Genomic DNA, 22,662 nt, shown 5'->3' with positions numbered 1-22,662 from the left:
AACATAAAATTTTCATATTAATTTAAATAAAGAATCTTAGAGGTGATAAGACATGGAAATTTTACTTATGTCATATTTAGCAGGAGCAAAAAGTATAACAAAAAAGTATCTTTCAAAAATGGTTTCAAATAAAATAATTTTTATTCCTACTGCTGGAAATGTTGAACCATATACTGGATATATTGATGAAGGTGTTGAGATGTTAAAGTCTTTAGGATATGAATTGGAAATTATTGATATTTCTAAATATGATGAAGATTATTTAAAGAATAAACTTTCAAAGACTGAATGTATCTGTATATCTGGTGGTAACACATTTTATCTATTACAAGAGCTGAAAAAGAAAAATCTTATAGGCCTACTTTATGAAAGAATCAAAGAAGGCTTATTATATATTGGTGAATCTGCTGGCGCAATTATTATGTCTGAAAATATTGAATATAATCAGATAATGGATGATAAAAGTATAGCATCTGAATTAGATGATTATATGGGTGTAAATGTATTTAATCATTATGTTTTACCTCATATAGGGGAATATCCATTTGAAGAGACTGCTCAGAAAACATTAGATACTTATCAAGATAAGATACCATTAGTGCCGATAAACAATAATGAAGTAATCTTAGTTGAGGATCATGGTTATACGGTATTAACTGAAAAAAAGTAAACTAGTAATATATAGTTTTATAATTCTAAAACTATTTAAGTTCATATTGAATATAAAATGTCAATAGTTTTTAACATTTTTGTTGTATACAATATATGTGGGTTTAATCAGATTTTATCTATGTTCTACAAAGGTAGAGGGGTATCGGAAAAATTGACTTTATCTATATAATCCTGTAAAATATATAAAGAAATTTATGTAATTATGACACATAGATGATTAGTTTCGTGTAAAGGAGTACAGATAATGAAGTTCCGTTATTCCCGTATGTTAGCGGCTCTCGTTGTATCCGCTGTAATGGTTGCTGGTTGTGGCAGTAATCAACAGCAAGCAGGTGACGTGAGTGTCAATGCATACAAAATTACTGCAAGTGATGCACAGGTAAACCAAACCTATGCTGGTACGGTAGTTGCAGAAAACTCTGTAGCTGTACATGCTCGTGTAACTGGTTACGTAGTTGAAAAATTTGTTAAAGGCGGGGAGCAAGTTGTAGCTGGCCAGCCATTATATCGTATCGATTCTCGTCAATACGAAGCTACTCTTGCTAATGCAGAAGCACAAGCAGCTCAAGCTAATGCAAACTATAAAAATGCTGAAGTAGACCTTAATCGTTATGAAACATTAGCTCAACAAGATGCTATTGCGCAACAACGTGTAGATACACAACGCAGTACTGTAGAACAAGCTAAGGCAGCTTATGAAGCATACCAAGCATCCGTAAAAATTGCTCAAGATAACTATGGCGATACAATGGTATATGCACCATATTCTGGTACATTACGTATGGATGATATCGATATGGGGACATTTGTACAAGCAGGTTCTACAACATTAGTAACTATTGATTCTATCGATCCTATCTTTGTTGAATTTAGTATGACAGAGCAAGAATATCTTGACTTCATGAAAAATCCAACTGGCGATGATTCCAATGGTCCAAATATTCAATTAAAACTTGCTGATGGCGAAACGTATAATCAACCGGGTTCTATTGTTCAAGCCGCAAAAAGTCTTGATCAATCAACAGGTAAGCTTGTGTTGAAAGCATCTTTCCCAAATCCTGATCATTTGTTGTTGCCAAATATGTTTGCTACAGTGATTTCTCCTGGTCAAAAACTTAAAGATGCTATTCTTGTTCCTAGTCGTGCCATTCTTCAAATCATGGATAAAAACTTTATCTATGTTGTAAATGCTGATGGTGTAGTAGAACAAAAAAGTGTTGAAGTTGGCGGTACAAGTGGTAGCGATACAATTATTAAAGCCGGTTTAGCACCTGGAGACACAATCATCGTTGATGGCTTAACTAAGGTTAAAAACGGTGTGAAGGTTAATGCTAAATTGCTTTCAAAAGAACAATTAAAAACTACAAAATAGAAGGGGGCTAGATCGTGTCGAAATTCTTTATTAATCGACCTATCTTTGCCATTGTAATAGCCATTGTTATTACCTTGGTAGGTCTCATTTCTATGATGAACCTTCCGATAGCTCGATATCCACAAATTTCTCCACCTACAGTTCGTGTAAACACTGCCTATACAGGTGCAACGGCTCAAGTTGTTAATGATACGGTAGCCAGTGTTATTGAAACACAAATCGTAGGCGTACAAGATATGGACTATATGACATCTAGTAGCTCTAGTAATGGTAGTTACTCTTTGACTGTTCAGTTCAATCAAGGCACAGATGCCGATATGGATACGGTTAATACACAAAACCGTGTACAAGCAGCACTTGCTCAATTACCTGCAGAGGTACAAGCAGTTGGTGTTACAACTACTAAATCTTCTGGTGATATGGCTATGGTATTTTCCTTGAACTCACCTGATGGTACTTATGATTCTACATTCTTAAAGAACTATAGTACCAACTATATGATGGATGCTATTAAAGCCATTAAGGGTGTAGGTTCTGTACAAGAGTTCGGTTCTGACTATGCTATGCGCATTTGGTTAGATCCTGCCAAAATGCAAAACCTTGGTGTTACTATTTCTGAAGTAACGGCAGCTATTAAGGGTCAAAACTTACAGGCTGCAGCAGGTACAGTAGGTCAAAATCCTACTAATGGGGAACAAGCATTCCAATATCCTATCAAAATTGAAGGTCGTCTTGTGACACCTGAACAATTTGGTAACATTGCTATTAAAAGTTCCAATGGTAAGGTGTTACATTTAAAGGATGTTGCACGCATTCAAATTGGAGCTAAAGGCTATGACTTTATTGCTAAGTCCGCTCATAAAGAGGTAGCAGGTTTTGCTATTTCTCTTCAAAATGATGCGAATGCATTAGAAACAATTGCTAATGTTAAGAAGGTGTTGGATGAACAATCTAAATCCTTCCCACCAGATATGCAATATAACGTAGTTGTAGATAATACAAAATTCGTAAGTGCTTCAATTAATGAGGTAGAGCATACCTTTGTAGAAGCATTGCTACTCGTTCTTTTTGTAGTATATGTATTCTTACAATCTTGGCGCTCTACAATTATCCCGATGATTGCTGTGCCAGTATCTTTGCTTGGTACATTTGGGGCATTCGTATTATTAGATTTCTCCATCAATACATTAACTCTATTTGCCATGGTATTGGCTATCGGCCTCGTAGTTGACGATGCTATCGTAGTAGTAGAAGCGGTAGAGTACGAATTACAATATAATGGTTTGTCTCCTAAAGAGGCGGCTATTAAAGCGATGGAAAATGTACAAGGCCCTGTAATTGGTATCGCCTTTGTATTGGTAGCGGTATTCGTACCGGTTGCCTTCATGGGTGGTATGACAGGTATCCTTTACAAACAGTTTGCTTTAACAATCGCTGTATCTGTTGTTATTTCTGCGATTGTCGCTCTTGTTTTGACACCAGCCCTATGTGCTACGATGTTAAAACCTCACACACCAAAAGAACGTGAAGACTGGGTACATCGTCAGTTAAACAAATTTAATGCAGCTTTAGAGCGTTTTAGCAATTGGTATGGTATCCAATTGGCTCGTTTAAGCCATCGTTTGAGCTTAACTGTTATTGCATTATTAATCTTTGCTGGTGGTACAGGTTTAGTATTCCACTTCTTACCAACATCCTTTGTACCTGCAGAGGATAGTGGTTACTACATGATTGCTGTTAATGAGCCACCTGGTGCTACATCAGAACGTACTATGGCTACACTTGAAAAAATCGCATCTTTCTTGGAAGGTAAAAATGATCCTGAAAAGCCTAAGGATGAACAATTATTCCAAGAAGTATTTACTGTAGCAGGCTTTGACCTTTTAGGTGGCGGTCAAAAATCTAGTGCTGGTGTAATTTTTGCAACCATGTCTGACTGGAAGTATCGTACAACACAAGCTACATCCATTAATGCTATGATTGGTCAAACATTTGGCTTTGCTGCACAAGGTGTTCCTGAAGCTACAGTTATTGCATTGAATCCACCATCTATTCCTGGTCTTGGTACTACTGGTGGTTTTAGCATGTACATCATCAACAAAGCTGGTGATAGCCCACAAGTTATGGCGGAACGTGCTAATGAATTCTTAGCAGAAGCTCGTAAGAGCCCTGCCATTCAATCTGTTTACACTACCTTCGATACATCTACACCATCCTTACAATTTGATGTAAACCGCGAAAAAGCGGCCCAAGATGGTGTGGCATTAGCAGATATTTTTACTACATTACAAGGTTTCTATGGTAGTATTCAAGTCAATGACTTTACTACATATGGTAAAAACTACAAAGTAGTAGTTCAAGCTGAAGACGCTTATCGTCAAAATGCAGATCAGCTTAATATGTTAGCTGTTCGTAATAGTAAGGGCCTTATGGTTCCAGTTTCTAACTATATTACGAAGGAACAAACTGGTATGCCATCTAGTATTACACGTTTTGATAATGCTATGGCTGTACAAATCGGCGGTTCTCAAGCACGTGGTTACTCCTCTGGTGATGCTATTAATGCATTGAAAGAGGCGGCAGCTAAAACGTTACCAGCTGGTTATACATATGACTGGGCAGGTCAATCTCGTGAAGAATTGAAAGCTGGTTCTCAAACCATCATGATTCTTGGTTTAGGTCTAGTATTTGTATTCTTAATCTTGGCTGCTTTGTATGAATCTTGGAAGGTTCCATTTGCCGTATTGTTCTCTGTACCATCTGGTATGATTGGAGCTTCTTTAGTTCCATTCTTGTTGAATTTTACAGGTAGATATTCCTTAGCTAACGATATTTATATGCAAATCGGTCTTTTGACCCTTGTTGGTTTGGCCGCAAAAAATGCGATCTTAATCATCGAGTACGCTAAGATTCGTGTAGACGAACGTGGTATGAACGTTGTTGATGCCGCTATCGAAGCTGCAAAAATTCGTTTACGTCCAATCTTGATGACATCCTTTGCGTTTATCCTTGGTGTATTGCCATTGGCATTGTCTTCTGGTGCTGGTTCTGGTGCTAGAACAACTATGGGTATTACAGTAGTAGCAGGGATGACAACAGCAACATTGTTTGGTATCTTTATCATTCCAATGTTGTTTATCATCATTGAAACACTTGGGCCTGGTTTATTGACAAACCGCAAAAAAAATCACGACTAATCATCTACATTAGATAATTTTGTAGAATGATAAAAACACGCCACTACTTAGTAGTGGCGTGTTTTTTTATATAATTTATGATATAATAATAGAGTTAAAAATCGGATTGACGTAAGTCGATATTAAGTGTGAAATTAATATAAAAGAGGTATATTATGAGTGAAGTAAAAACATATGTAGCAGGTCATAAAAGCCCTGATACAGATTCCATTTGTTCTGCTATTTCTTTTGCTAATTTGTTAACTCAAATGGGTACACCAGCAACTCCAGTATGTGCAGGTGAAGCGAACAAAGAAACAACATACATTTTGAACCATTTTGGTTTTGAACATCCACAAATCGTTAAGAACTGGGAAGAATTTGCTCCAGAAGGTGGCAACTTATACCTAACAGACCACAATGAATCTAAACAAATCATTGACGGTTACAAGTCTATGAATATGTGCGGTGTTGTGGATCATCACCGCATTGGTGATTTCGAAACTGATGGTCCTGTATTCATGCGTTTAGAACCAGTAGGTTGCTCTAATACAATCATTACTAAATTATACATAGAAAACAATCAAGAAATTCCTAAAGGTATTGCTGGTTTGATGTTATCTGCTATCATTTCTGATACTGTATTATTCCGTTCTCCAACATGCACAGAAACAGATAAAGAAATGGCTCATAAATTAGCTGAAATCGCTGGTGTTGACATCGAATCTTATGGCCTTGATATGTTAAAAGCTGGTGCAGACATTTCTGATTTGACTAATGATGATATTGTTCGTACTGATATGAAAGAATTTTCTGAAGCAGGTAAAACAATTTCTATCGGCCAAATTTCTGTTATGGATACAACAGATGTATTGGCTAAACAAGGGGAACTTGTAGCGGCTTTAGAAGCTCTTCGCAGTGCTAACAACTACGATGCATCTTACATTATGGTTACAAATATTCTTGATGAAAGCACTACATTGCTATTCAGTGGTGATGTTGAGGCTGTAGTAACAAAAGCATTCGAAAAAGAAGTTAAAGACAATGGTGTATTCTTGCCAAATACTATGTCTCGTAAAAAACAAATCGTACCACCAATTCTTGGTGCTATGAAATAGTATAGTAGTATACAAAGATAAAGAACGTTGCTTGCAACGTTCTTCTTCTCTATTTATATGATTATCAAACTATAGTATTTGTAAGGGCGATAGGGGTGTTCCGATGAATTCATTACTAACAGGTTTAAATAAAGAGCAGCAACAAGCCGTTCAACATACGGAAGGCCCTTTATTGATTTTAGCTGGTGCTGGATCTGGTAAAACAAAGGTGTTAACCGTTCGCATTGCACATTTATTAGCTCAAGGTGTTAATCCATATGAAATCTTGGCGATTACATTTACCAACAAAGCGGCTAAGGAGATGAAAAGCCGTGTAGAAGGTCTTGTTGGTGATGTAGCCAATCGCATTTGGCTCAGCACATTTCATAGCTTCTGTGCGAAATTCTTGCGTTTTGAATTAGATAACTTCTTAGGTTATAACAGTAACTTTACAATCTACGATACATCTGACTCTCAAGCTGTTATTAAGGCTGCTTTAAAAGCATTAAACCTCGACGATAAATACTATCCTGTAGGTGCTATGATTGGTGCCATATCTGATGCAAAAAATAAATTGTTATTTGCCTCAGATTTTAGAAAGCAAGCAAGAGACTTTTACCAAGAAAAGGTTGCTGATGTATATGAGTATTATGAACGGGAATTGCGTAAGAATAATGCTCTAGATTTTGATGATCTTTTATTGGTAGCTGTTAAATTATTACAGTCCAATGAGGCTGTGTTAGATAAATATAGCAAACGTTTTCGTTATGTTATGATCGACGAATATCAAGATACGAACCATGCTCAATATTTATTGGCTAAATTATTAGCCTCTCATTGGAAAAATATTGCCGTTGTAGGTGATGCTGATCAAAGTATTTACGCATGGCGTGGCGCAGATATTCAAAATATCTTGGACTTTGAAAAGGATTATCCGAACTGTACATCCATCAAGTTGGAACAAAACTATCGTTCTACAAAGATTATTCTTGATGCAGCCAATGCGGTAATTGAAAATAATGAAGGCCGTCCTAAGAAAAATTTATGGACAGATAAGACAGAAGGGGCTAAAATTCAGCATTTTACGGCTCAGTCTGAACATGAAGAAGCTGCTTTCATCGGCGATACTATCGCTAAAAAGCACGATATTCATGGTGTGCCTTATGGTGATATGGCTATTTTGTACCGTACAAATGCTCAATCTCGTGTACTTGAAGAAGCGCTGATTAAACGGGCTCTGCCATATACGATGGTAGGGGGCACGAAGTTCTATGATCGTAAAGAAATTAAGGACGTTTTAGCTTACTTACGCGTGTTATATAATCCATTCGATGATTTGAGTTTATTGCGCATCATCAATGTACCTAAGCGTAGTATTGGTGCTACTACAGTGGCAAAACTACAAGATTATGCTCGCGCAAATGGCACGTCCTTGTTTATGACATTAACACAGTTGCATCTAGTAGATACGATTAAAGGTAAGACAAAGGAAAAGTTAGAGGAATTTGGTATCCTTATCTTTACTCTCGTAGCTGAAATGGAAGATAAAACGGTACTTGATATCTTAGAATCTATTCTCGATAGAACCGGTTACTTGGCACAATTAGAAGAGAGTACAGATCCACAAGATCAGGCTCGCGCTGAGAATATCGGTGAACTTTTATCTGTAGCTAAAGACTTCCAAGATACAAATCCAACTGGTACAGTGGAAGACTTCTTGGAACAAGTAGCACTTGTAAATGATGTTGATTCTTTCGAGCAAGAAGAGTCTAAAGTTACATTGATGACATTACATGCTGCGAAAGGTTTGGAATTCCCTATTGTATTCTTAGGTGGCTTGGAGGAAGGTTTATTCCCTCATAGTCGCACCTTGATGAACCCTGAGGAAATTGAAGAGGAACGCCGCCTTGCTTATGTAGGTATTACTCGTGCTGAAAAGGAATTATATATTTCTAATGCCACTACGCGTACCGTATTTGGACGCACTAGCAGCTATTTACCATCTCGTTTTATCGATGAAATTCCAGAAGAGTTAGTAGATGGTTTGCGTGCTAAGCGTAAAGTACCTGATGATATTAAGCGTCATGTACCGCAACATATGAGTGTTACAAGCCGACCAGTTACAAAGCCAATCGTTCGCAATGAAGTGATTGCTGATTGGAATATTGGCGATACGGCTATTCATAGCAAGTGGGGCAATGGTAAAGTCATCAATGTTGCCGGCGAAGGGGCTGGTATGAAGCTGACAATTGAATTCCCCACACAAGGTGTACGTGTAGTAATGGCAAAATTTGCACCTGTTAAGAAGGGATAAAATTTGTGTATGGCAGTTAACCTCTCTACCTTACTTGTAAGGAACGTATAGAGTGTTACTGCACTATAAAAGGGATGTAATATGAATCCGAAAGATAGAATTAAAGAGTTACAACAAGAGCTAACTCATGCGCAGTATTTATACTACGTAAAAGATGCTCCTACAATGAGTGACTTTGAATATGATAAAAAATATCGTGAGCTTGTTGATTTGGAAACAGCTCATCCTGAATATATTGTGCCATCATCGCCAACACAACGGGTAGGCATGAAGGTAGAAGGTTCCTTTGAAAAGGTCGTCCATGGCCGCCCTATGTTGAGCTTATCTAATGTATTTAGTGCTGATGAAGTACGTGCATTTGCTAGTCGTGTAGAGAAGGAATTAGGTCATAAGCCTTCTGCTTATGTGGTAGAACTTAAAATCGATGGTTTAGCTGTTAATTTGCACTATGAGAACGGCATGTTTGTACGTGCCGTAACACGTGGTGATGGTCGCGTTGGTGAAGACGTAACTGCTAATGTGCGTACTATTAAATCCATTCCTTTATATCTAGAGGATGCGCCAGAATTTATCGAGGTTCGCGGTGAAGCATATATGCCTCATAGTGAATTTAAACGTATAAATGAAGAACGTGATGAAGAGGGCTTACCTACCTTCGTAAATCCTCGTAATGCAGCAGCTGGTTCTTTGCGTCAACAAGATCCTGCCATTACGGCTAGTCGTAATTTAGCATTCTTTGCCTATGCAATCGGTTCTGAAGTGGGAGCTAATATTCATAGCCAAGAGGAATTGCTCCAAAGTCTAGAAACGTTCAAGTTTTCTGTAAATCCTCATTACCGCGTATGCAAAACAATTGACGAAGTCATAGAGGCTATTAATTATTGGGGTGAAAAGCGCCATGAGTTGCCATACGATACAGACGGTATGGTAATTAAGGTTAATAGTTTCGATGACCAAGAGGTACTTGGCAGTACTGCGAAGGATCCTAAGTGGGCTACAGCTTACAAATATCCACCAGAAGAGGTAGAAACCGTTCTTAAGGATATTACTATCAATGTAGGACGTACAGGTGTTCTTACTCCAACTGGTGAATTGGAATCTGTATTCGTATCCGGTACAAATGTAAGTCGTGTTACATTACATAATCAAGACTTCATCAATGAAAAAGATATTCGCATTGGTGACCATGTCATCATTCACAAGGCAGCCGAGATCATTCCAGAGGTTATTCGCGTAGTTCCTGAAAAACGAACTGGTTCTGAAGTGCCTTTTACAATTCCTAATACATGTCCTGTATGCGAATTTCCTGCAGTCCGACGTGAAGGTGAAGCCGCTGTTCGTTGTACCAATAAACATTGTCCTGCCATTGAAAAGGAACAAATTATCCATTTTGCATCTCGCGATGCTATGAATATTGATGGTCTCGGGCCTAGTATTGTAGAAAACCTAATCAATAACAAATTAATCACCAATGTTGTTGATTTATATCATTTAACGGTCGAACAACTAGTTACCATGGACCGAATGGGTAAGAAGTCTGCTGAGAATTTGGTAAAAGCTATCGCAGATTCTAAATCTCGCGGATTAGATCGTGTACTATATGGTCTTGGTATTCGACTAATTGGATCTAAGGCAGCCGGAACAATTGCAAGTGTTGTAAAATCTATGGAACGATTCATGACTATTACTAAGGAAGAACTCGTTGCAGTAGAAGAGATTGGTCCTACAATGGCAGATAGTATTGTTGAATACCGTCAAGATCCTGCTCATGTAGAAATCATTGAAGGCTTAACAGAAGCTGGACTTAAGATGACTGTAGATGTTGTTGAAGCAGCAGGCAACCAAATGGAAGGCGAAATCGTCGTTCTCACAGGTAAACTTGAAATTATGGGTCGCAGTGAAGCTGGTAAGATTCTTGAAGCTCATGGGGCTAAGGTTACAGGTTCTGTTTCTAAGAAAACAACCCTTGTTATTGCTGGCGAAGACAGTGGTAGTAAACTTACTAAAGCAAATGAATTGGGTATTCGTGTTATGAATGAAGAAGAGTTTGTAGAACTCCTACGCGAACTGGGAGAAATCCAATAATCATACATTCTACAATATTTTGAAAATATATATTATTTGCTTTATAATAAATAATTATGAAAGGATGTGTCTCGATGAAAATCAGCCAAGAGGAAATTAAAAAAATCGCCTTACTTTCACGCTTGGAAGTTAAGGAAGAACATATGGCACATGTAGAAAAAGAGTTGTCCGACATCTTGACTTATGTTGCTGAACTAGATGCATTAGAACTTGATGGTGTGGAGCCTATGGCTCATGCAGTACCATTGCACAATGTATTTAGAGAGGATGAAACAAAACCATCCCTTGATCATGATTTAGCTTTATCCAATGCTCCAGAAGCAGAGGATGGGTACTTTAAAGTACCTCGCGTTGTACAAGAATAGGAGGTTTCGCTGTGCCGACAATTCATGAATTACACAAGAAACTAGTGAATAAAGAAATCAGCGCTGTTGAATTGACGAATGCTGTTATTGCACATAAAGCGAAAGTGGAACCGACTGTACATGCGTACTTATCCGATTCTCATGATCGTGCTTTGGCTACAGCTAAGCTTGTAGATGAAGCAATTGCTAAAGGTGATGCTATTTCCCCATTGGCAGGTATTCCTGGTGCAATTAAAGATAATATTTGTATTAAAGATGAACCTGCAACATGTGCATCTAAAATGTTGGAAAACTTTGTGCCTCCATACAATGCGTCAGTTATTGAACGTTTACAAAACAATCATTATATTAGCCTTGGTAAACTTAATATGGATGAATTTGCTATGGGTGGCTCTACAGAGAACTCTGCATTAGCTAAAACATCTAATCCTTGGAATGCTGATTGCGTACCAGGTGGTTCTTCTGGCGGTAGTGCAGCAGCTGTATCCAGCGGGTCTGCTATTTGGGCTCTTGGCTCCGATACTGGTGGGTCTATTCGTCAACCAGCGTCCTTCTGTGGCGTTGTAGGCTTAAAACCAACATACGGTAATGTATCTCGTTATGGTTTAATCGCCTTCGCATCCTCTTTGGACCAAATTGGACCTATTACTCGTGATGTAACAGATGCTGCTTTAGTATTAAATGCCATCTCTGGTCATGATGCGAAAGACTCCACATCCATTCCAGGTGCTCGTGTAGATTACACTACAGCTCTTGTAAATGATGTACAAAATCTTAAAATCGGTGTGCCAAAAGAATTCTTTGGCGAAGGTCTTAATAGCGAAGTTCGCAAAGCTATGGAAGAGGCCATCGAAACGTATAAAAAATTAGGTGCTGAAATCGTTGAGGTTTCCTTGCCTAACTCTAAATATGCATTATCTGCGTATTATATCATCGCATTAGCAGAGGCAAGCTCTAACTTGGCTCGTTATGACGGTGTAAGCTATGGTATGCGCGTACCGGCGGATAATTTAGTAGAAATGTCTACTAAAACTCGTACAGAAGGCTTTGGTCCAGAAGTACAACGTCGTATCTTGTTAGGTACATATGTATTGAGTGCTGGTTACTATGATGCTTACTATTTGAAAGCATTAAAAGTTCGCCGCCTCATTAAAAATGAATTTGATGAAGCATTCTCCAAAGTGGATTTGATCTTAACACCAACTGCACCTAATACGTCTTATAAATTTGGTGAAAAAGCAAATGATCCATTGGCAATGTACTTAGAAGATATCTGTACAGTACCAGCAAACCTTGCAGGTATTCCAGGTATTAGCATTCCAGCAGGTATGAGCAGCAGCAATTTGCCAATTGGCTTGCAATTGCTCGGCCCTGCTATGGGTGAAGAAACATTGTTACGTGCCGCTTTCACATTTGAACAAGCACGTCCAGACTGTCAATTAGTAGCACCAACTGGGGAGGTTTCTCTATGAGTAGTAAATACGAAACAGTCGTTGGTTTAGAGGTTCATACAGAGCTTAAGACTAAGTCTAAAATCTTCTGTGGTTGTACCACTGAATTCGGCGGCGATCAAAATACACATGTATGCCCAGTATGCCTAGGTTTACCTGGTGCTATGCCTGTGTTAAATAAACAAGTAGTAGAATTTGCTATCAAAGTAGGTTTAGCATTGAATTGTGAAATCCTTAACTTTAACAAATTTGACCGTAAAAACTACTATTATCCTGATTTGCCTAAAAACTATCAAACATCTCAATATGATTTGCCAATTTGCCTAAATGGTCATTTAGATATTGAGGTTAATGGTGAAACTAAACGCATTGGTATTACCCGTATTCATATGGAAGAAGATGCAGGTAAACTCGTTCATAGTGGTAATACTATTTCCGACTCTAAATCTTCTAATGTTGACTACAACCGTACGGGTGTACCTCTTCTTGAAATCGTATCTGAACCAGATATTCGTTCCGGTGCAGAAGCGCGAGCATACGTTGAAAAATTACGTTCTATTTTACAATATTTAGAAGTATCTGACGGTCGTATGGAAGAAGGTTCTTTGCGTGGTGACTGCAACGTATCCGTACGTTTACGTGGCACTACAGAATTTGGTACACGTACAGAAACTAAAAATGTTAACTCTTTAACTGCAATTCAAAAAGTTGTTGAATATGAAGCATTGCGTCAAGCTAAGTTAATCGAAGCTGGCGGCAAAGTAGATCAAGAAACACGTACTTGGGATGATGCTCAAGGCATTACTATTGGTATGCGTAAGAAAGACGAAGAAAACGACTACCGTTACTTCCCAGAACCAGATTTGGTACCAATCGTAATTACAGACGAAAAAATCGAAGAAGTGCGCCGTGCATTGCCAGAATTACAAGATGCTAAAATTGCACGCTTTGTATCTGAATATGGTTTGTCTCGTGAGGATGCTACAATTCTCACAGTATCTCGTAAGACTGCAGACTTCTTAGATGATACTGTTAAAGCAGGTGCAGATCCTAAAACTGTGGCCAACTGGATGCTTGGTGACTTGTCCAAGATGATTAATGAAAGTGGTTTAACATTTGCTGAATCCAAGGTAAGTCCTGAAAACTTGGCTGGTATGATTGCTCTTATCGATAAAGGTACAATTTCCGGCAAAATTGCGAAAAAAGTTATCGTATCCATGTGGGAATCCGGCAAGGATGCTGATACTATTGTAAAAGAGGAAGGTCTAGTTCAAATCACAGATACTGGTGCTATTGAAGAAATTGTTAAGCAAGTTATTGCTAATAATCCACAACCAGTAGCAGACTTCAAGAGTGGTAATGGTAAGGCTATAGGCTTCTTAGTTGGTCAAGTTATGAAGGAATCTAAAGGCCGAGCTAATCCGGGAATGGTAAATGAATTACTTAAAAAATTCTTAAATGACTAATCTACGTGTAAGCATATATTAACATTAATCAATATATAAAAATACAATCCCTTCAGATATATGGCTTTATATCTGAAGGGATTTCTATTTGCCATTATGATGGTAAAATATGGTATAATAAATTGTATAAAATCAATTAGTATTTGTTCATATAAAGGAAATACATATGAATGATCAACACAATATAAACAATAATCAAAATACATATAGAAATGGTAAATCAGATGATACTTATAGTCGCAGTACTTATTCTGGTGAACCTAATACACGCGTATTATCCGACGATGAGAGACGAGAATTTGATGGTGTAACTATTGAAGAGGTAGGCGATTCCGTCCATGTAGATTCAACGCCAACTAATATCAATGACGAGCAACAATATTACGATGAAAACAATCAATATGAACCGAAAGTTAAGGTGTATAGCTTTAATAGTACAAGCTGGCTTAGTCGAATTATATTGTTCATTGTTTTAGGGATTATTTTGGCTGCTGTTGTATTCTTTGGCAGTATCATTCTCACTGTCGCATCTGTTGTTATTTTAGTGGGTGCTATTATTTCTATTATATTTAGTCTCTTTTAATGGTATAATACATATATTATGACTAGACGGTGGCTGAGCCATTCGATGATTTAAAGGGGACCTATGAACGTAGTTTTATCCACATTAAACTCAAAATTTATACATTCTTCTCTGGCTTTGCGTTATCTCAAAGCGTATGGGCAGGCTCACGGACAGGCATACGATATAGTAGAATATACTATTAATATGCCTGTTTTACATATTCTTAGCGATATTACAGAGCGCAATATAGATATATTGGGCTTTGCTTGCTATATCTGGAATATTGAGATGACTTTACATGTAGTAGACATGGTGAAAGCTGTGCGACCAGATATTAAAATTATTTTAGGTGGGCCGGAGGTGTCTTTCACAGCCGATGAAATCTTAAATCGTTGTGCTGCTGTGGACTATGTCGTACAAGGTGAGGGGGAAGAAGCTTTTTATCAACTTATTAGTGCACTAATCGCTGGCAATGATGGCTTAGAAGAGCAGATTCCTGGCGTACGTGGTCGACACATTTCTGGCCGACTCCTGGGCTCTACTGATACGGTGGAGGTAAAAGATCTGAGTACTATACCATTCCCATATGTAGAAGAGGATATGATAGATTTAGAACATAAAATCATCTACTATGAATCCTCTCGAGGGTGCCCATTCTCTTGTCAGTACTGTTTATCTGGCAATAAAAATACAGTTCGCTTTTTTCCGCAGGAAAGAACTTTTAAAGAACTACAGTGGTTTATCGATCATAAGGTAAAACAAGTTAAATTTGTTGATAGAACTTTTAACTGTGCGCCACATCATCATCGACCTATGATGGAATTCATGCGTGATGCCGATACGGAGACGAATTTCCATCTAGAAATGGAACCAGAGCTAATGACGGAATGGGAAACAAATATTCTTTGTGAAACACCACCAGGCCGTATTCAAATTGAGGTAGGGGTTCAAAGTACACATAAGAAAACCTTAGATGCTATTAATCGATATAATGATTGGCCGTATATTCAAAAGGCTATTCGCCCTATTATTGAAGCAGGCCGAACTCATGTGCACATGGATTTAATTGTAGGCCTGCCTTACGAGAATAAACAGCGGTTTGGATTATCCTTTAATGATCTTTTTAGTTTACAGCCACATGCGTTACAAATTGGATTTTTAAAACTGTTAAAAGGTTCTGGTGTACGCCGTATGGAGGAGTATCAATATATTAGTGATCCCTTAGCGCCATATGAGGTATTAAGTACTCACGTGCTCCCTTATAGAGATATACGTTTCTTAAAACACTTTGAAGATGTCTTTGAACGCTTTTATAATAGTGAACGATTTAGAACTGTGTTTGGCTATATTGGTAGTAAGCTTATAAAAGAACATACTGATACATCTATAACTGGGGAAGATACAGAAACTAATCATGTACCACCTATGAAAAAGTATGATCCTTCTAAAGTGGAGACAAAAAAAGATGCTTTTTCCTATTTTTGTGACATGACACAGGCTTGGCTCGATGCAGGTAATCATAAGATTAATTTGAAAGATATAGATCAAATAGAGTTCTTGTACAATTTTTTCTTGTCTAAAGGTGATACAGTAGCTGCCGAATTATTACAATATGATACACTCGTTAGCTATCGTGGTAAGGTCCGCAGTGAAGCCGTAGGTTTACCAAAACAGACAAAAGAACTTTTACAAGAAGGGGAAGCATTTTGGCGCAATGAAGAAATTGCATCTCAGTATATCCCTAACTATACATTTAAAGAGTGGCGCAAAATTCGTCAACAATATGTAGAAATGCCTATGTCTGAAGATACGGCTAAAGTGTTAGGTATAAAGAATGTACCAAATGTACCTTTTACAGTTGTAATCGACGTAAATAAAGAGGTAAAACCTTTTATACGTCCTGAAATAGAGGCTTGTTAGTAATATAAAAATAGTTTATCTAATTTTTTATAATCAAAAGATTAGAGAATTTATGATAGTTGAAATATTACATAATAAGCGATGATTGGTTAGTTTAATAGGAGTATTATGACCGATACAACGAGATCAAAACGATACCGCATGGTATCTAAATATTATAAAGAAACATATGGGGAAAAGGTTTATAAATTACCTGTAGCACTACCCTTGACCTGTCCTAACAGAGATGGTTCGGCTGGTGTTGGAGGCTGTACCTTTTGTGGTGAAATTGGCGCGGGATACGAAAATCGTCCTGCCTGGATGACGGTGCGCATGCAATTAGAGGAAAATATTGCTCACATAGGCCCTAAATATAAAGCAAAGAAGTTCATCCCTTATTACCAAAACTTTAGTAATACCTACTTGAATCTTGATGATTTTAAAAGCTATATTGAACAAGGTTGTATTGATAAAGCCGTGGGCATTGCTATTGCAACAAGACCCGATTGTATTGCCGATGAATATCTTGAGATATTAGCTGATATTAGGGATCGCTTTCATAAGGATATCTATATTGAGCTAGGTCTTCAAACGGTTAACTATGATACATTAGAGAAAATTAATCGCGGTCATGATTTAGCCCAGTTTATTGATGCCGTATTACGGATTAAGCGATATGGATTTAACATAACTACTCATATGATAGTTAATTTACCATGGGATACAATGAAGGATACAATCGAAGGGGCTCGTATTTTATCTGCACTCGGTGTTGATCAAGTGAAACTACATGCTTTGTATATTGTAAAAAATACATTGATGGCCAAGTGGTATCAAGAGGGTCAGTTTACCCTAATTAGTGCGGAAGAATATGCTGATCGGGTTGTTAATTTTGTACGTCATTTACATCCTGACATTGTTTTACAGCGTCTTGTAGGGAGAGCACCTGAAGATAATACGCTTTTTACAAACTGGTCTATGGGTTGGTGGCGCGTACAAGATTTAATTGATGATAAACTAGACGAACTAGATGCTCATCAAGGTGATCTCTGTGATTACCTAAATGGTAAAGCAGTTCGTAAATTTATAGATTAGGAGGTTGTATGAGCGAACAAGTATTTACATTTCCTACATATGACCTAGCACAATCCATACTAGGTCAACATAATCGATATCTGCATATGATGCTTGAAGTCATCTCTGCAGATGTAGTGGCACGAGGTGATACGGTAGTTATAAAGGGCGATGAAAAACAAGTAGAAGCTCTCTATCGTACCCTTGAAGAATTAGTATTCCTTTACCGTGAAGGTAGTACCATAACTGAGTCTCAAGTGCGTATTGCGGCTAAACTTGTGGCTAATGGTAAAGCTGATGCCGTACATACTATGTTTGAGGATACTTTATCCGTTAATATGCGTGGTAAAAATATTACGCCTAAAACGGAAGGTCAAAAATACTATGTAGATAGTATCCGAAAAAATACTATTACTTTTGGTATTGGTCCTGCTGGTACAGGTAAAACATTCCTAGCAGTAGCTTTAGCTGCATTCTATTTAAAAAACCGCAATGTAGATAAAATTATTTTGACACGCCCTGCTGTAGAGGCAGGTGAACGGTTAGGCTTCCTACCTGGTGAATTACAAGACAAGGTTGATCCTTATTTAAGACCTCTTTATGATGCATTACATGAAATGTTTGGTATCGAGCAAGTACAACGTTTTATGGAACGTGGTACTATCGAGGTAGCACCACTAGCGTATATGCGTGGCCGTACATTGGAAAATGCCTTCGTCATTCTCGATGAGGCTCAAAATACGACGGCAGAACAGATGAAAATGTTCCTAACTCGTCTAGGCAACAACTCTAAAATGGTAGTCAACGGTGATAAGACACAAATTGACTTACCTCCACGTGTTGTGTCTGGCCTCGGCGAGGCTGAAAAGGTATTGCGTCATGTACCTGGTATTAATATGGTTTACTTTAGCGATCAAGACGTTGTTCGTCACGATTTAGTAGGTCGCATTGTAAAAGCTTACGATGCATATCACGAACGTAAGTTAGCTGGTGAGACTACAGAATCTAACGCAGTATCCAAAGAGAATGTAGCGAAAGGATAAGTATGTATATACACATTAGCTATGATGAAGGAATTCAAGAGGATTCCAATATTGAGGCTGTTATACGCAAGGTCTGCGATGAAGTGAGTCGCGTATATGGCCTCGAAGAAGATGAAATGAGTATTTTACTCTGCAATAATGCTAAAATTCACGAGCTTAATAAGGAATATCGAGGCATCGATAGACCAACGGATGTATTGTCCTTTGCCCTCAATGAAGGGGATGATTACGAAGGTAGTAAAGAGGAACATCACTTACTTGGTGATATGATTATTTCCTTAGAGCGTACTCGTGAACAAGCTATTGAATATGGACATAGTTTTGAACGGGAATTAGCATATTTAACGACTCACAGTTGCTTACATATTTTAGGCTATGACCATATGAACGACGAAGATAAAAAAGAGATGCGCACAGAGGAAGAATTTATCCTAGGTAACTTGGGTTATGTGCGGGAGGATGCACCATATAATGAATAAGAACGAACATTTTAAATCAGGCTTTGTTGCCGTTGTAGGACGCCCTAATGTAGGTAAATCTACCTTAATCAACGCTCTTATTGGCGATAAGATTGCTATCGTATCCGATAAGGCTCAAACAACGCGTAACCGTATCATCTGCGTATATACGGATGAATCCAAACAAATCGTATTTATGGATACACCTGGTGTGCATAAACCTAAGCACAAGTTAGGCGAATTCATGGTAGATGCTGCTATTGAGTCCTTAAAAGAAACGGAAGCCGTTTTATTTGTCGTAGCAGGCAATGAAAAACGTGGTCCTGGGGATAATTTTATTATTGAACAATTGAAACGTGTAAAGGTTCCTGTATTTTTGGTAGTCAACAAAATTGATACACTCAAAAAAGAAGAGCTTTTAGAAGCAATCGTTTCTTATCAAGATGCATATCCTTTTGCAGGTGTCATTCCTATTTCTGCAAAAGATAAAGAGAACTTATCTGAAATTCTTAAGGTTCTAGAGGAAACCTTGCCGGAAGGTCCACAATATTTTCCGGAGGATATGATTACGGATCAACCGGAACGCCTTATTATTTCCGATATCATTCGTGAAAAAATCTTGTTAGCTACACGAGATGAGATTCCTCATGCTATCGCTGTAGACGTAGATGAAATGAAAACACGTGATGATGGTACTACCTATATCCGCGCTACAATCTACTGTGAAAGAGACTCTCAAAAGGGAATTATCATCGGTAAAAAAGGTGCTTTGTTAAAACAACTTGGCGCTGAAGCGCGCGCAGATATTCAAAAGCTATTAGCTACAAAGGTGTACTTGGACCTTTGGGTTAAAGTAAAAAAAGATTGGAGAAATAAATCTGGTATGTTATCTGAACTTGGTTATAGAAAATAATTTGATATAATAAAAAGAAATAAGTGTTTCCATATTCATATGAAAGGAATAAAGATGGATAGTGTAGATGGCCTGTTACCCATAGGGTTTGGTCTGTTATGTATTTTTTTAATTAACTTTTTTGTGGTTGCAAAGTTCTCCTTTGCACGCCTTCGTAAAGAACATGTAGAGGATATGGACATCCTCTTGGAGAAGGATAGAGAATTTTTATTAAAGCTTTATCAAAATCCTGAGTATTTTTTAAATACTACACAGTTTTTGATTCTATTCTTTATTTTGGCCCTTGCAGGCACAGGTACTTTTGTATTTGATAATATTGTTGATCGTATAGTGGCGGTTCTTAATATTCATAGTACTTGGATGCATTTGGTACTAGATATTATTCTATTACTATTAATTAGTTTAATCGTCCTAATTTTCGGTGAAATTGTACCTAAAGCATTGGGCTTATCCTTCCCTACAAAATACGTAAATACCTATAGCCGTATCGTCGTGGCTGCAGGTAAATTGGTGTATCCATTTATTTGGATTGCTAGTAAAATCTCCAATGTTATTTTAGGCTTTTACAAAACAAAATATTTAACAGAGCTTGATCTTGTGTACTCAGAAGAAGAAATTCGCATGATGATTTCTCGAAGCCACGAGGAAGGGCAACTGGACCAAGTAGAGTCTGAGTTAATCGATAATGTTTTTAACTTCGTAGATCGCATGGCGAAAGAGGTTATGGTGCCTCGTCAAGATGTAGACTGCGTATTCGTTGAAGATGGTTACGATGAAGCGATGAAGGTTATCCGCTCTAAAGTACATACACGTTATCCACTCTGTGTAGAGGATAAGGATCACATTATTGGACTCGTTCATATTAAAGATTTAATGGAACGCCCTAATCAAGCCCGTAAGGATTTGCGCAATATTAAACGAGACATTCTTACTGTTCCAGAGGTAATGAAATTATCTACCTTGTTGCAATATATGAGAACGCGCCGTATATATCTAGCTGTAGTAGTAGATGAATATGGTGGCATGGTTGGTCTAGTAGGCTTAGAAGATATTATCGAAGAGTTGGTTGGGGACATACAAGATGAGCATGAGCCGCATTTACCAGCTACGATGTCCTATGCAGATGGTTCCTTCGAGTTTGATGGCAAGGTCCTCGTAGACGAAGTAGAAGAAATTATGAATATTGAAATTGATAATTCTGATTCTGATACAATAGGTGGCTATGTCTTTGGTTTATTAGAACGTACACCAATCGTAGGTGATACGGTGGATGCTCATGGTTACACCTTTGAAGTTACTCAAATGCAAGGATATCGTATCTCTCGCATTAAAGTAACACCTATACCAGTAGAGGAACCAACGGAAGAAGAAAATGAAGAAGCTTAATGGTGGTTTTAATACGCCAGCCATCGTCATAAGTCGAAAAAAGTATAAGTTGTATTCCGTATTTACGTTTATTACGCCTAGCTTGGGACTTATTAAAGCATCGATTCCACATAAGCGAATGATGACGATGCGCAACAGCTCCTATTTACGTCCATTTAGTGCCATGTATATTACAGTTGTACCGGATGGGGAATATGTAAATGTTACGCAAATTGATGGCTCCTATGTGGTGGAATCCTTAGATGTAAACCTCGATAATATTGCTTATGCAGCAGTAGCGAGTGAGCTCATTCAAGAGTTATTTGCCATGTATGACGTAGATCGCAAGGTCTTTGATACTGTTGTAAACTATTCCAAGCAAATTCGACGTCGCAATGTACAATTGGGAACGATAATGCTCGGATGGCAACTATTATCTCTCGCAGGGGTTGTCCCTAGTGCTAATGCTTTTAACCATCAAGACGGAATTGAGCCATTCTGGATGCAGGTGCGGGAAACTACAAATCTTAGCATTTCTCGTTCTGTGAAAGCTACATTACCTCAGATTCTAGCTTACCAGTGGGGTGAAGATACGCATTTAGAATTTCCCAAAACAATTTGGAAGGAACTTGAAAAACTACTATTTGCCTACTGTGAGCAAGAAATTGGTAAACCATTACAAAGCGTTAAATTTTTAAATTCCATAATTTAATGACAGTAAAAGGCAGTTTGAGACATCAAACTGCCTTTTATTGAAATGTATTATGAGGTACTATATGGATATAATATTTTCTTCGTTGCCTATAGACAAAATAAATAAAGATAAAACTTTAGATTTACAAGAAATTCAACAAATATATAATTTCCTTTTAACTAATGACTATTATATATTTTCTGATTATGCGTTAGTAAATAAGTTATTTCAAATCATGGTTTTAAACAATCGTTGGGATTCCAAGATAGCACTTAGATACTTTGAATACTTATGTTTTCTAAGTTGGGAATATGAAGCCATCATTGTTAGAGACCTTTTATTAGATAATCATGTTAGTTTAGCTGGTGAATTTTGTTTAGATACAGAATTAGTTAAAGATGGACTAAGTTATTTTAGAGATGATGCCATTTGGAGGGGGAAAGATTATGATAGTGACACTATTCCGGCATGTATGTCTAAATGGGCCATTTACTATGATGAAGAAGAACAAAGGTTTCATAAAGTAAAACCATCAATGATAGAAAATATTATTATTGAGGTAGTTGATGCTGAACAGGGACTCTATATTATTGGAAAAAAATAATTCAAATAGACAAATGTACATCTGTAATTGACACTTTTAATAACAATTA

18 protein-coding genes are annotated in these 22,662 nt (G+C 37.6%); all 18 read left to right on the top strand.

Going from position 1 to position 22,662, the window contains the following annotated elements:
* The first annotated feature begins 52 nt into the window (after positions 1 to 52).
* The 18 genes from E7K77_RS01965 to E7K77_RS01880 all read left to right on the top strand — a co-directional run bounded on the left by E7K77_RS01965 (position 53) and on the right by E7K77_RS01880 (position 22,613).
* A complete protein-coding gene (locus E7K77_RS01965; RefSeq protein WP_123137912.1) occupies positions 53 to 670 on the top strand; it encodes a Type 1 glutamine amidotransferase-like domain-containing protein in 618 nt (205 codons plus the stop codon).
* A 246-nt stretch (positions 671 to 916) separates the two neighbouring features.
* The gene (locus tag E7K77_RS01960; protein WP_077708465.1) at positions 917 to 2,044 is read left to right on the top strand and encodes an efflux RND transporter periplasmic adaptor subunit; all 1,128 of its coding nucleotides are present in this window, start codon (positions 917 to 919) and stop codon (positions 2,042 to 2,044) included.
* A gap of 14 nt (positions 2,045 to 2,058) precedes the next feature.
* Complete coding sequence (locus E7K77_RS01955; protein WP_077708464.1) at positions 2,059 to 5,241, top strand: efflux RND transporter permease subunit; 3,183 nt, start codon at positions 2,059 to 2,061, stop codon at positions 5,239 to 5,241.
* A 155-nt stretch (positions 5,242 to 5,396) separates the two neighbouring features.
* Positions 5,397 to 6,338 carry a manganese-dependent inorganic pyrophosphatase gene (locus E7K77_RS01950; protein ID WP_077708463.1) on the top strand — a complete coding sequence of 314 codons (942 nt, stop codon included), beginning with the start codon at positions 5,397 to 5,399 and terminating at the stop codon, positions 6,336 to 6,338.
* A gap of 103 nt (positions 6,339 to 6,441) precedes the next feature.
* The gene (gene pcrA / locus E7K77_RS01945; protein WP_077708462.1) at positions 6,442 to 8,631 is read left to right on the top strand and encodes a DNA helicase PcrA; all 2,190 of its coding nucleotides are present in this window, start codon (positions 6,442 to 6,444) and stop codon (positions 8,629 to 8,631) included.
* A gap of 81 nt (positions 8,632 to 8,712) precedes the next feature.
* Positions 8,713 to 10,716, top strand: coding sequence for an NAD-dependent DNA ligase LigA (ligA, locus tag E7K77_RS01940; RefSeq protein WP_077708461.1), 2,004 nt, complete (start codon positions 8,713 to 8,715; stop codon positions 10,714 to 10,716).
* Between the two features lie 74 nt (positions 10,717 to 10,790).
* The gene (gene gatC / locus E7K77_RS01935; protein ID WP_004696952.1) at positions 10,791 to 11,081 is read left to right on the top strand and encodes an Asp-tRNA(Asn)/Glu-tRNA(Gln) amidotransferase subunit GatC; all 291 of its coding nucleotides are present in this window, start codon (positions 10,791 to 10,793) and stop codon (positions 11,079 to 11,081) included.
* A gap of 11 nt (positions 11,082 to 11,092) precedes the next feature.
* Positions 11,093 to 12,553, top strand: a complete 1,461-nt coding sequence (gene gatA, locus E7K77_RS01930; RefSeq protein ID WP_156697564.1) for an Asp-tRNA(Asn)/Glu-tRNA(Gln) amidotransferase subunit GatA — start codon at positions 11,093 to 11,095, stop codon at positions 12,551 to 12,553.
* Positions 12,550 to 13,998 (top strand): Asp-tRNA(Asn)/Glu-tRNA(Gln) amidotransferase subunit GatB, encoded by a 1,449-nt coding sequence (gene gatB / locus E7K77_RS01925; protein ID WP_123137913.1) that lies wholly within the window; start codon positions 12,550 to 12,552, stop codon positions 13,996 to 13,998. Before gatA ends, gatB begins: the two co-directional genes overlap by 4 nt.
* Positions 13,999 to 14,164: 166 nt before the next feature.
* Positions 14,165 to 14,581, top strand: coding sequence for a DUF308 domain-containing protein (locus tag E7K77_RS01920; protein WP_123137914.1), 417 nt, complete (start codon positions 14,165 to 14,167; stop codon positions 14,579 to 14,581).
* Positions 14,582 to 14,644: 63 nt separating this feature from the next.
* Positions 14,645 to 16,483: a B12-binding domain-containing radical SAM protein gene (locus E7K77_RS01915; RefSeq protein ID WP_123137915.1), complete on the top strand. Its 1,839-nt coding sequence runs from the start codon at positions 14,645 to 14,647 to the stop codon at positions 16,481 to 16,483.
* Between the two features lie 108 nt (positions 16,484 to 16,591).
* Complete coding sequence (locus E7K77_RS01910; protein ID WP_123137916.1) at positions 16,592 to 17,557, top strand: TIGR01212 family radical SAM protein; 966 nt, start codon at positions 16,592 to 16,594, stop codon at positions 17,555 to 17,557.
* Positions 17,558 to 17,565: 8 nt separating this feature from the next.
* Entirely contained in the window at positions 17,566 to 18,579 is a 1,014-nt protein-coding gene (locus tag E7K77_RS01905) for a PhoH family protein (RefSeq protein WP_024061834.1), read from the top strand.
* 2 nt (positions 18,580 to 18,581) lie between these two features.
* Positions 18,582 to 19,058: an rRNA maturation RNase YbeY gene (gene ybeY / locus E7K77_RS01900; protein WP_021148196.1), complete on the top strand. Its 477-nt coding sequence runs from the start codon at positions 18,582 to 18,584 to the stop codon at positions 19,056 to 19,058.
* On the top strand, positions 19,051 to 19,950 hold the full coding sequence (gene era, locus E7K77_RS01895) for a GTPase Era (protein ID WP_077708456.1): 900 nt from the start codon (positions 19,051 to 19,053) through the stop codon (positions 19,948 to 19,950). The genes ybeY and era overlap by 8 nt, the downstream gene beginning before the upstream one ends.
* A 54-nt stretch (positions 19,951 to 20,004) precedes the next feature.
* Complete coding sequence (locus E7K77_RS01890; protein ID WP_004695947.1) at positions 20,005 to 21,336, top strand: hemolysin family protein; 1,332 nt, start codon at positions 20,005 to 20,007, stop codon at positions 21,334 to 21,336.
* Positions 21,323 to 22,027, top strand: coding sequence for a DNA repair protein RecO (gene recO, locus E7K77_RS01885; RefSeq protein WP_325306025.1), 705 nt, complete (start codon positions 21,323 to 21,325; stop codon positions 22,025 to 22,027). Before E7K77_RS01890 ends, recO begins: the two co-directional genes overlap by 14 nt.
* 64 nt (positions 22,028 to 22,091) lie before the next feature.
* Positions 22,092 to 22,613, top strand: a complete 522-nt coding sequence (locus E7K77_RS01880) for a hypothetical protein (protein WP_077708454.1) — start codon at positions 22,092 to 22,094, stop codon at positions 22,611 to 22,613.
* Positions 22,614 to 22,662: the final 49 nt, after the last annotated feature.

It is taken from the genome of Veillonella parvula (assembly GCF_032577575.1).
Lineage (GTDB): Bacteria > Bacillota > Negativicutes > Veillonellales > Veillonellaceae > Veillonella.
This window is presented reverse-complemented; position numbering and strand designations above follow the sequence as displayed.

What these genes read in the sequence shown, in the direction of transcription:
- E7K77_RS01965 (WP_123137912.1), top strand. Translation starts at nt 53, where the DNA reads ATGGAAATTTTACTTATGTCATATTTAGCAGGAGCAAAAAGTATAACA.
- E7K77_RS01960 (WP_077708465.1), top strand. Translation starts at nt 917, where the DNA reads ATGAAGTTCCGTTATTCCCGTATGTTAGCGGCTCTCGTTGTATCCGCT.
- E7K77_RS01950 (WP_077708463.1), top strand. Translation starts at nt 5,397, where the DNA reads ATGAGTGAAGTAAAAACATATGTAGCAGGTCATAAAAGCCCTGATACA.
- pcrA (WP_077708462.1), top strand. Translation starts at nt 6,442, where the DNA reads ATGAATTCATTACTAACAGGTTTAAATAAAGAGCAGCAACAAGCCGTT.
- ligA (WP_077708461.1), top strand. Translation starts at nt 8,713, where the DNA reads ATGAATCCGAAAGATAGAATTAAAGAGTTACAACAAGAGCTAACTCAT.
- gatC (WP_004696952.1), top strand. Translation starts at nt 10,791, where the DNA reads ATGAAAATCAGCCAAGAGGAAATTAAAAAAATCGCCTTACTTTCACGC.
- gatB (WP_123137913.1), top strand. Translation starts at nt 12,550, where the DNA reads ATGAGTAGTAAATACGAAACAGTCGTTGGTTTAGAGGTTCATACAGAG.
- E7K77_RS01920 (WP_123137914.1), top strand. Translation starts at nt 14,165, where the DNA reads ATGAATGATCAACACAATATAAACAATAATCAAAATACATATAGAAAT.
- E7K77_RS01915 (WP_123137915.1), top strand. Translation starts at nt 14,645, where the DNA reads ATGAACGTAGTTTTATCCACATTAAACTCAAAATTTATACATTCTTCT.
- E7K77_RS01910 (WP_123137916.1), top strand. Translation starts at nt 16,592, where the DNA reads ATGACCGATACAACGAGATCAAAACGATACCGCATGGTATCTAAATAT.
- E7K77_RS01905 (WP_024061834.1), top strand. Translation starts at nt 17,566, where the DNA reads ATGAGCGAACAAGTATTTACATTTCCTACATATGACCTAGCACAATCC.
- ybeY (WP_021148196.1), top strand. Translation starts at nt 18,582, where the DNA reads ATGTATATACACATTAGCTATGATGAAGGAATTCAAGAGGATTCCAAT.
- era (WP_077708456.1), top strand. Translation starts at nt 19,051, where the DNA reads ATGAATAAGAACGAACATTTTAAATCAGGCTTTGTTGCCGTTGTAGGA.
- E7K77_RS01890 (WP_004695947.1), top strand. Translation starts at nt 20,005, where the DNA reads ATGGATAGTGTAGATGGCCTGTTACCCATAGGGTTTGGTCTGTTATGT.
- recO (WP_325306025.1), top strand. Translation starts at nt 21,323, where the DNA reads ATGAAGAAGCTTAATGGTGGTTTTAATACGCCAGCCATCGTCATAAGT.
- E7K77_RS01880 (WP_077708454.1), top strand. Translation starts at nt 22,092, where the DNA reads ATGGATATAATATTTTCTTCGTTGCCTATAGACAAAATAAATAAAGAT.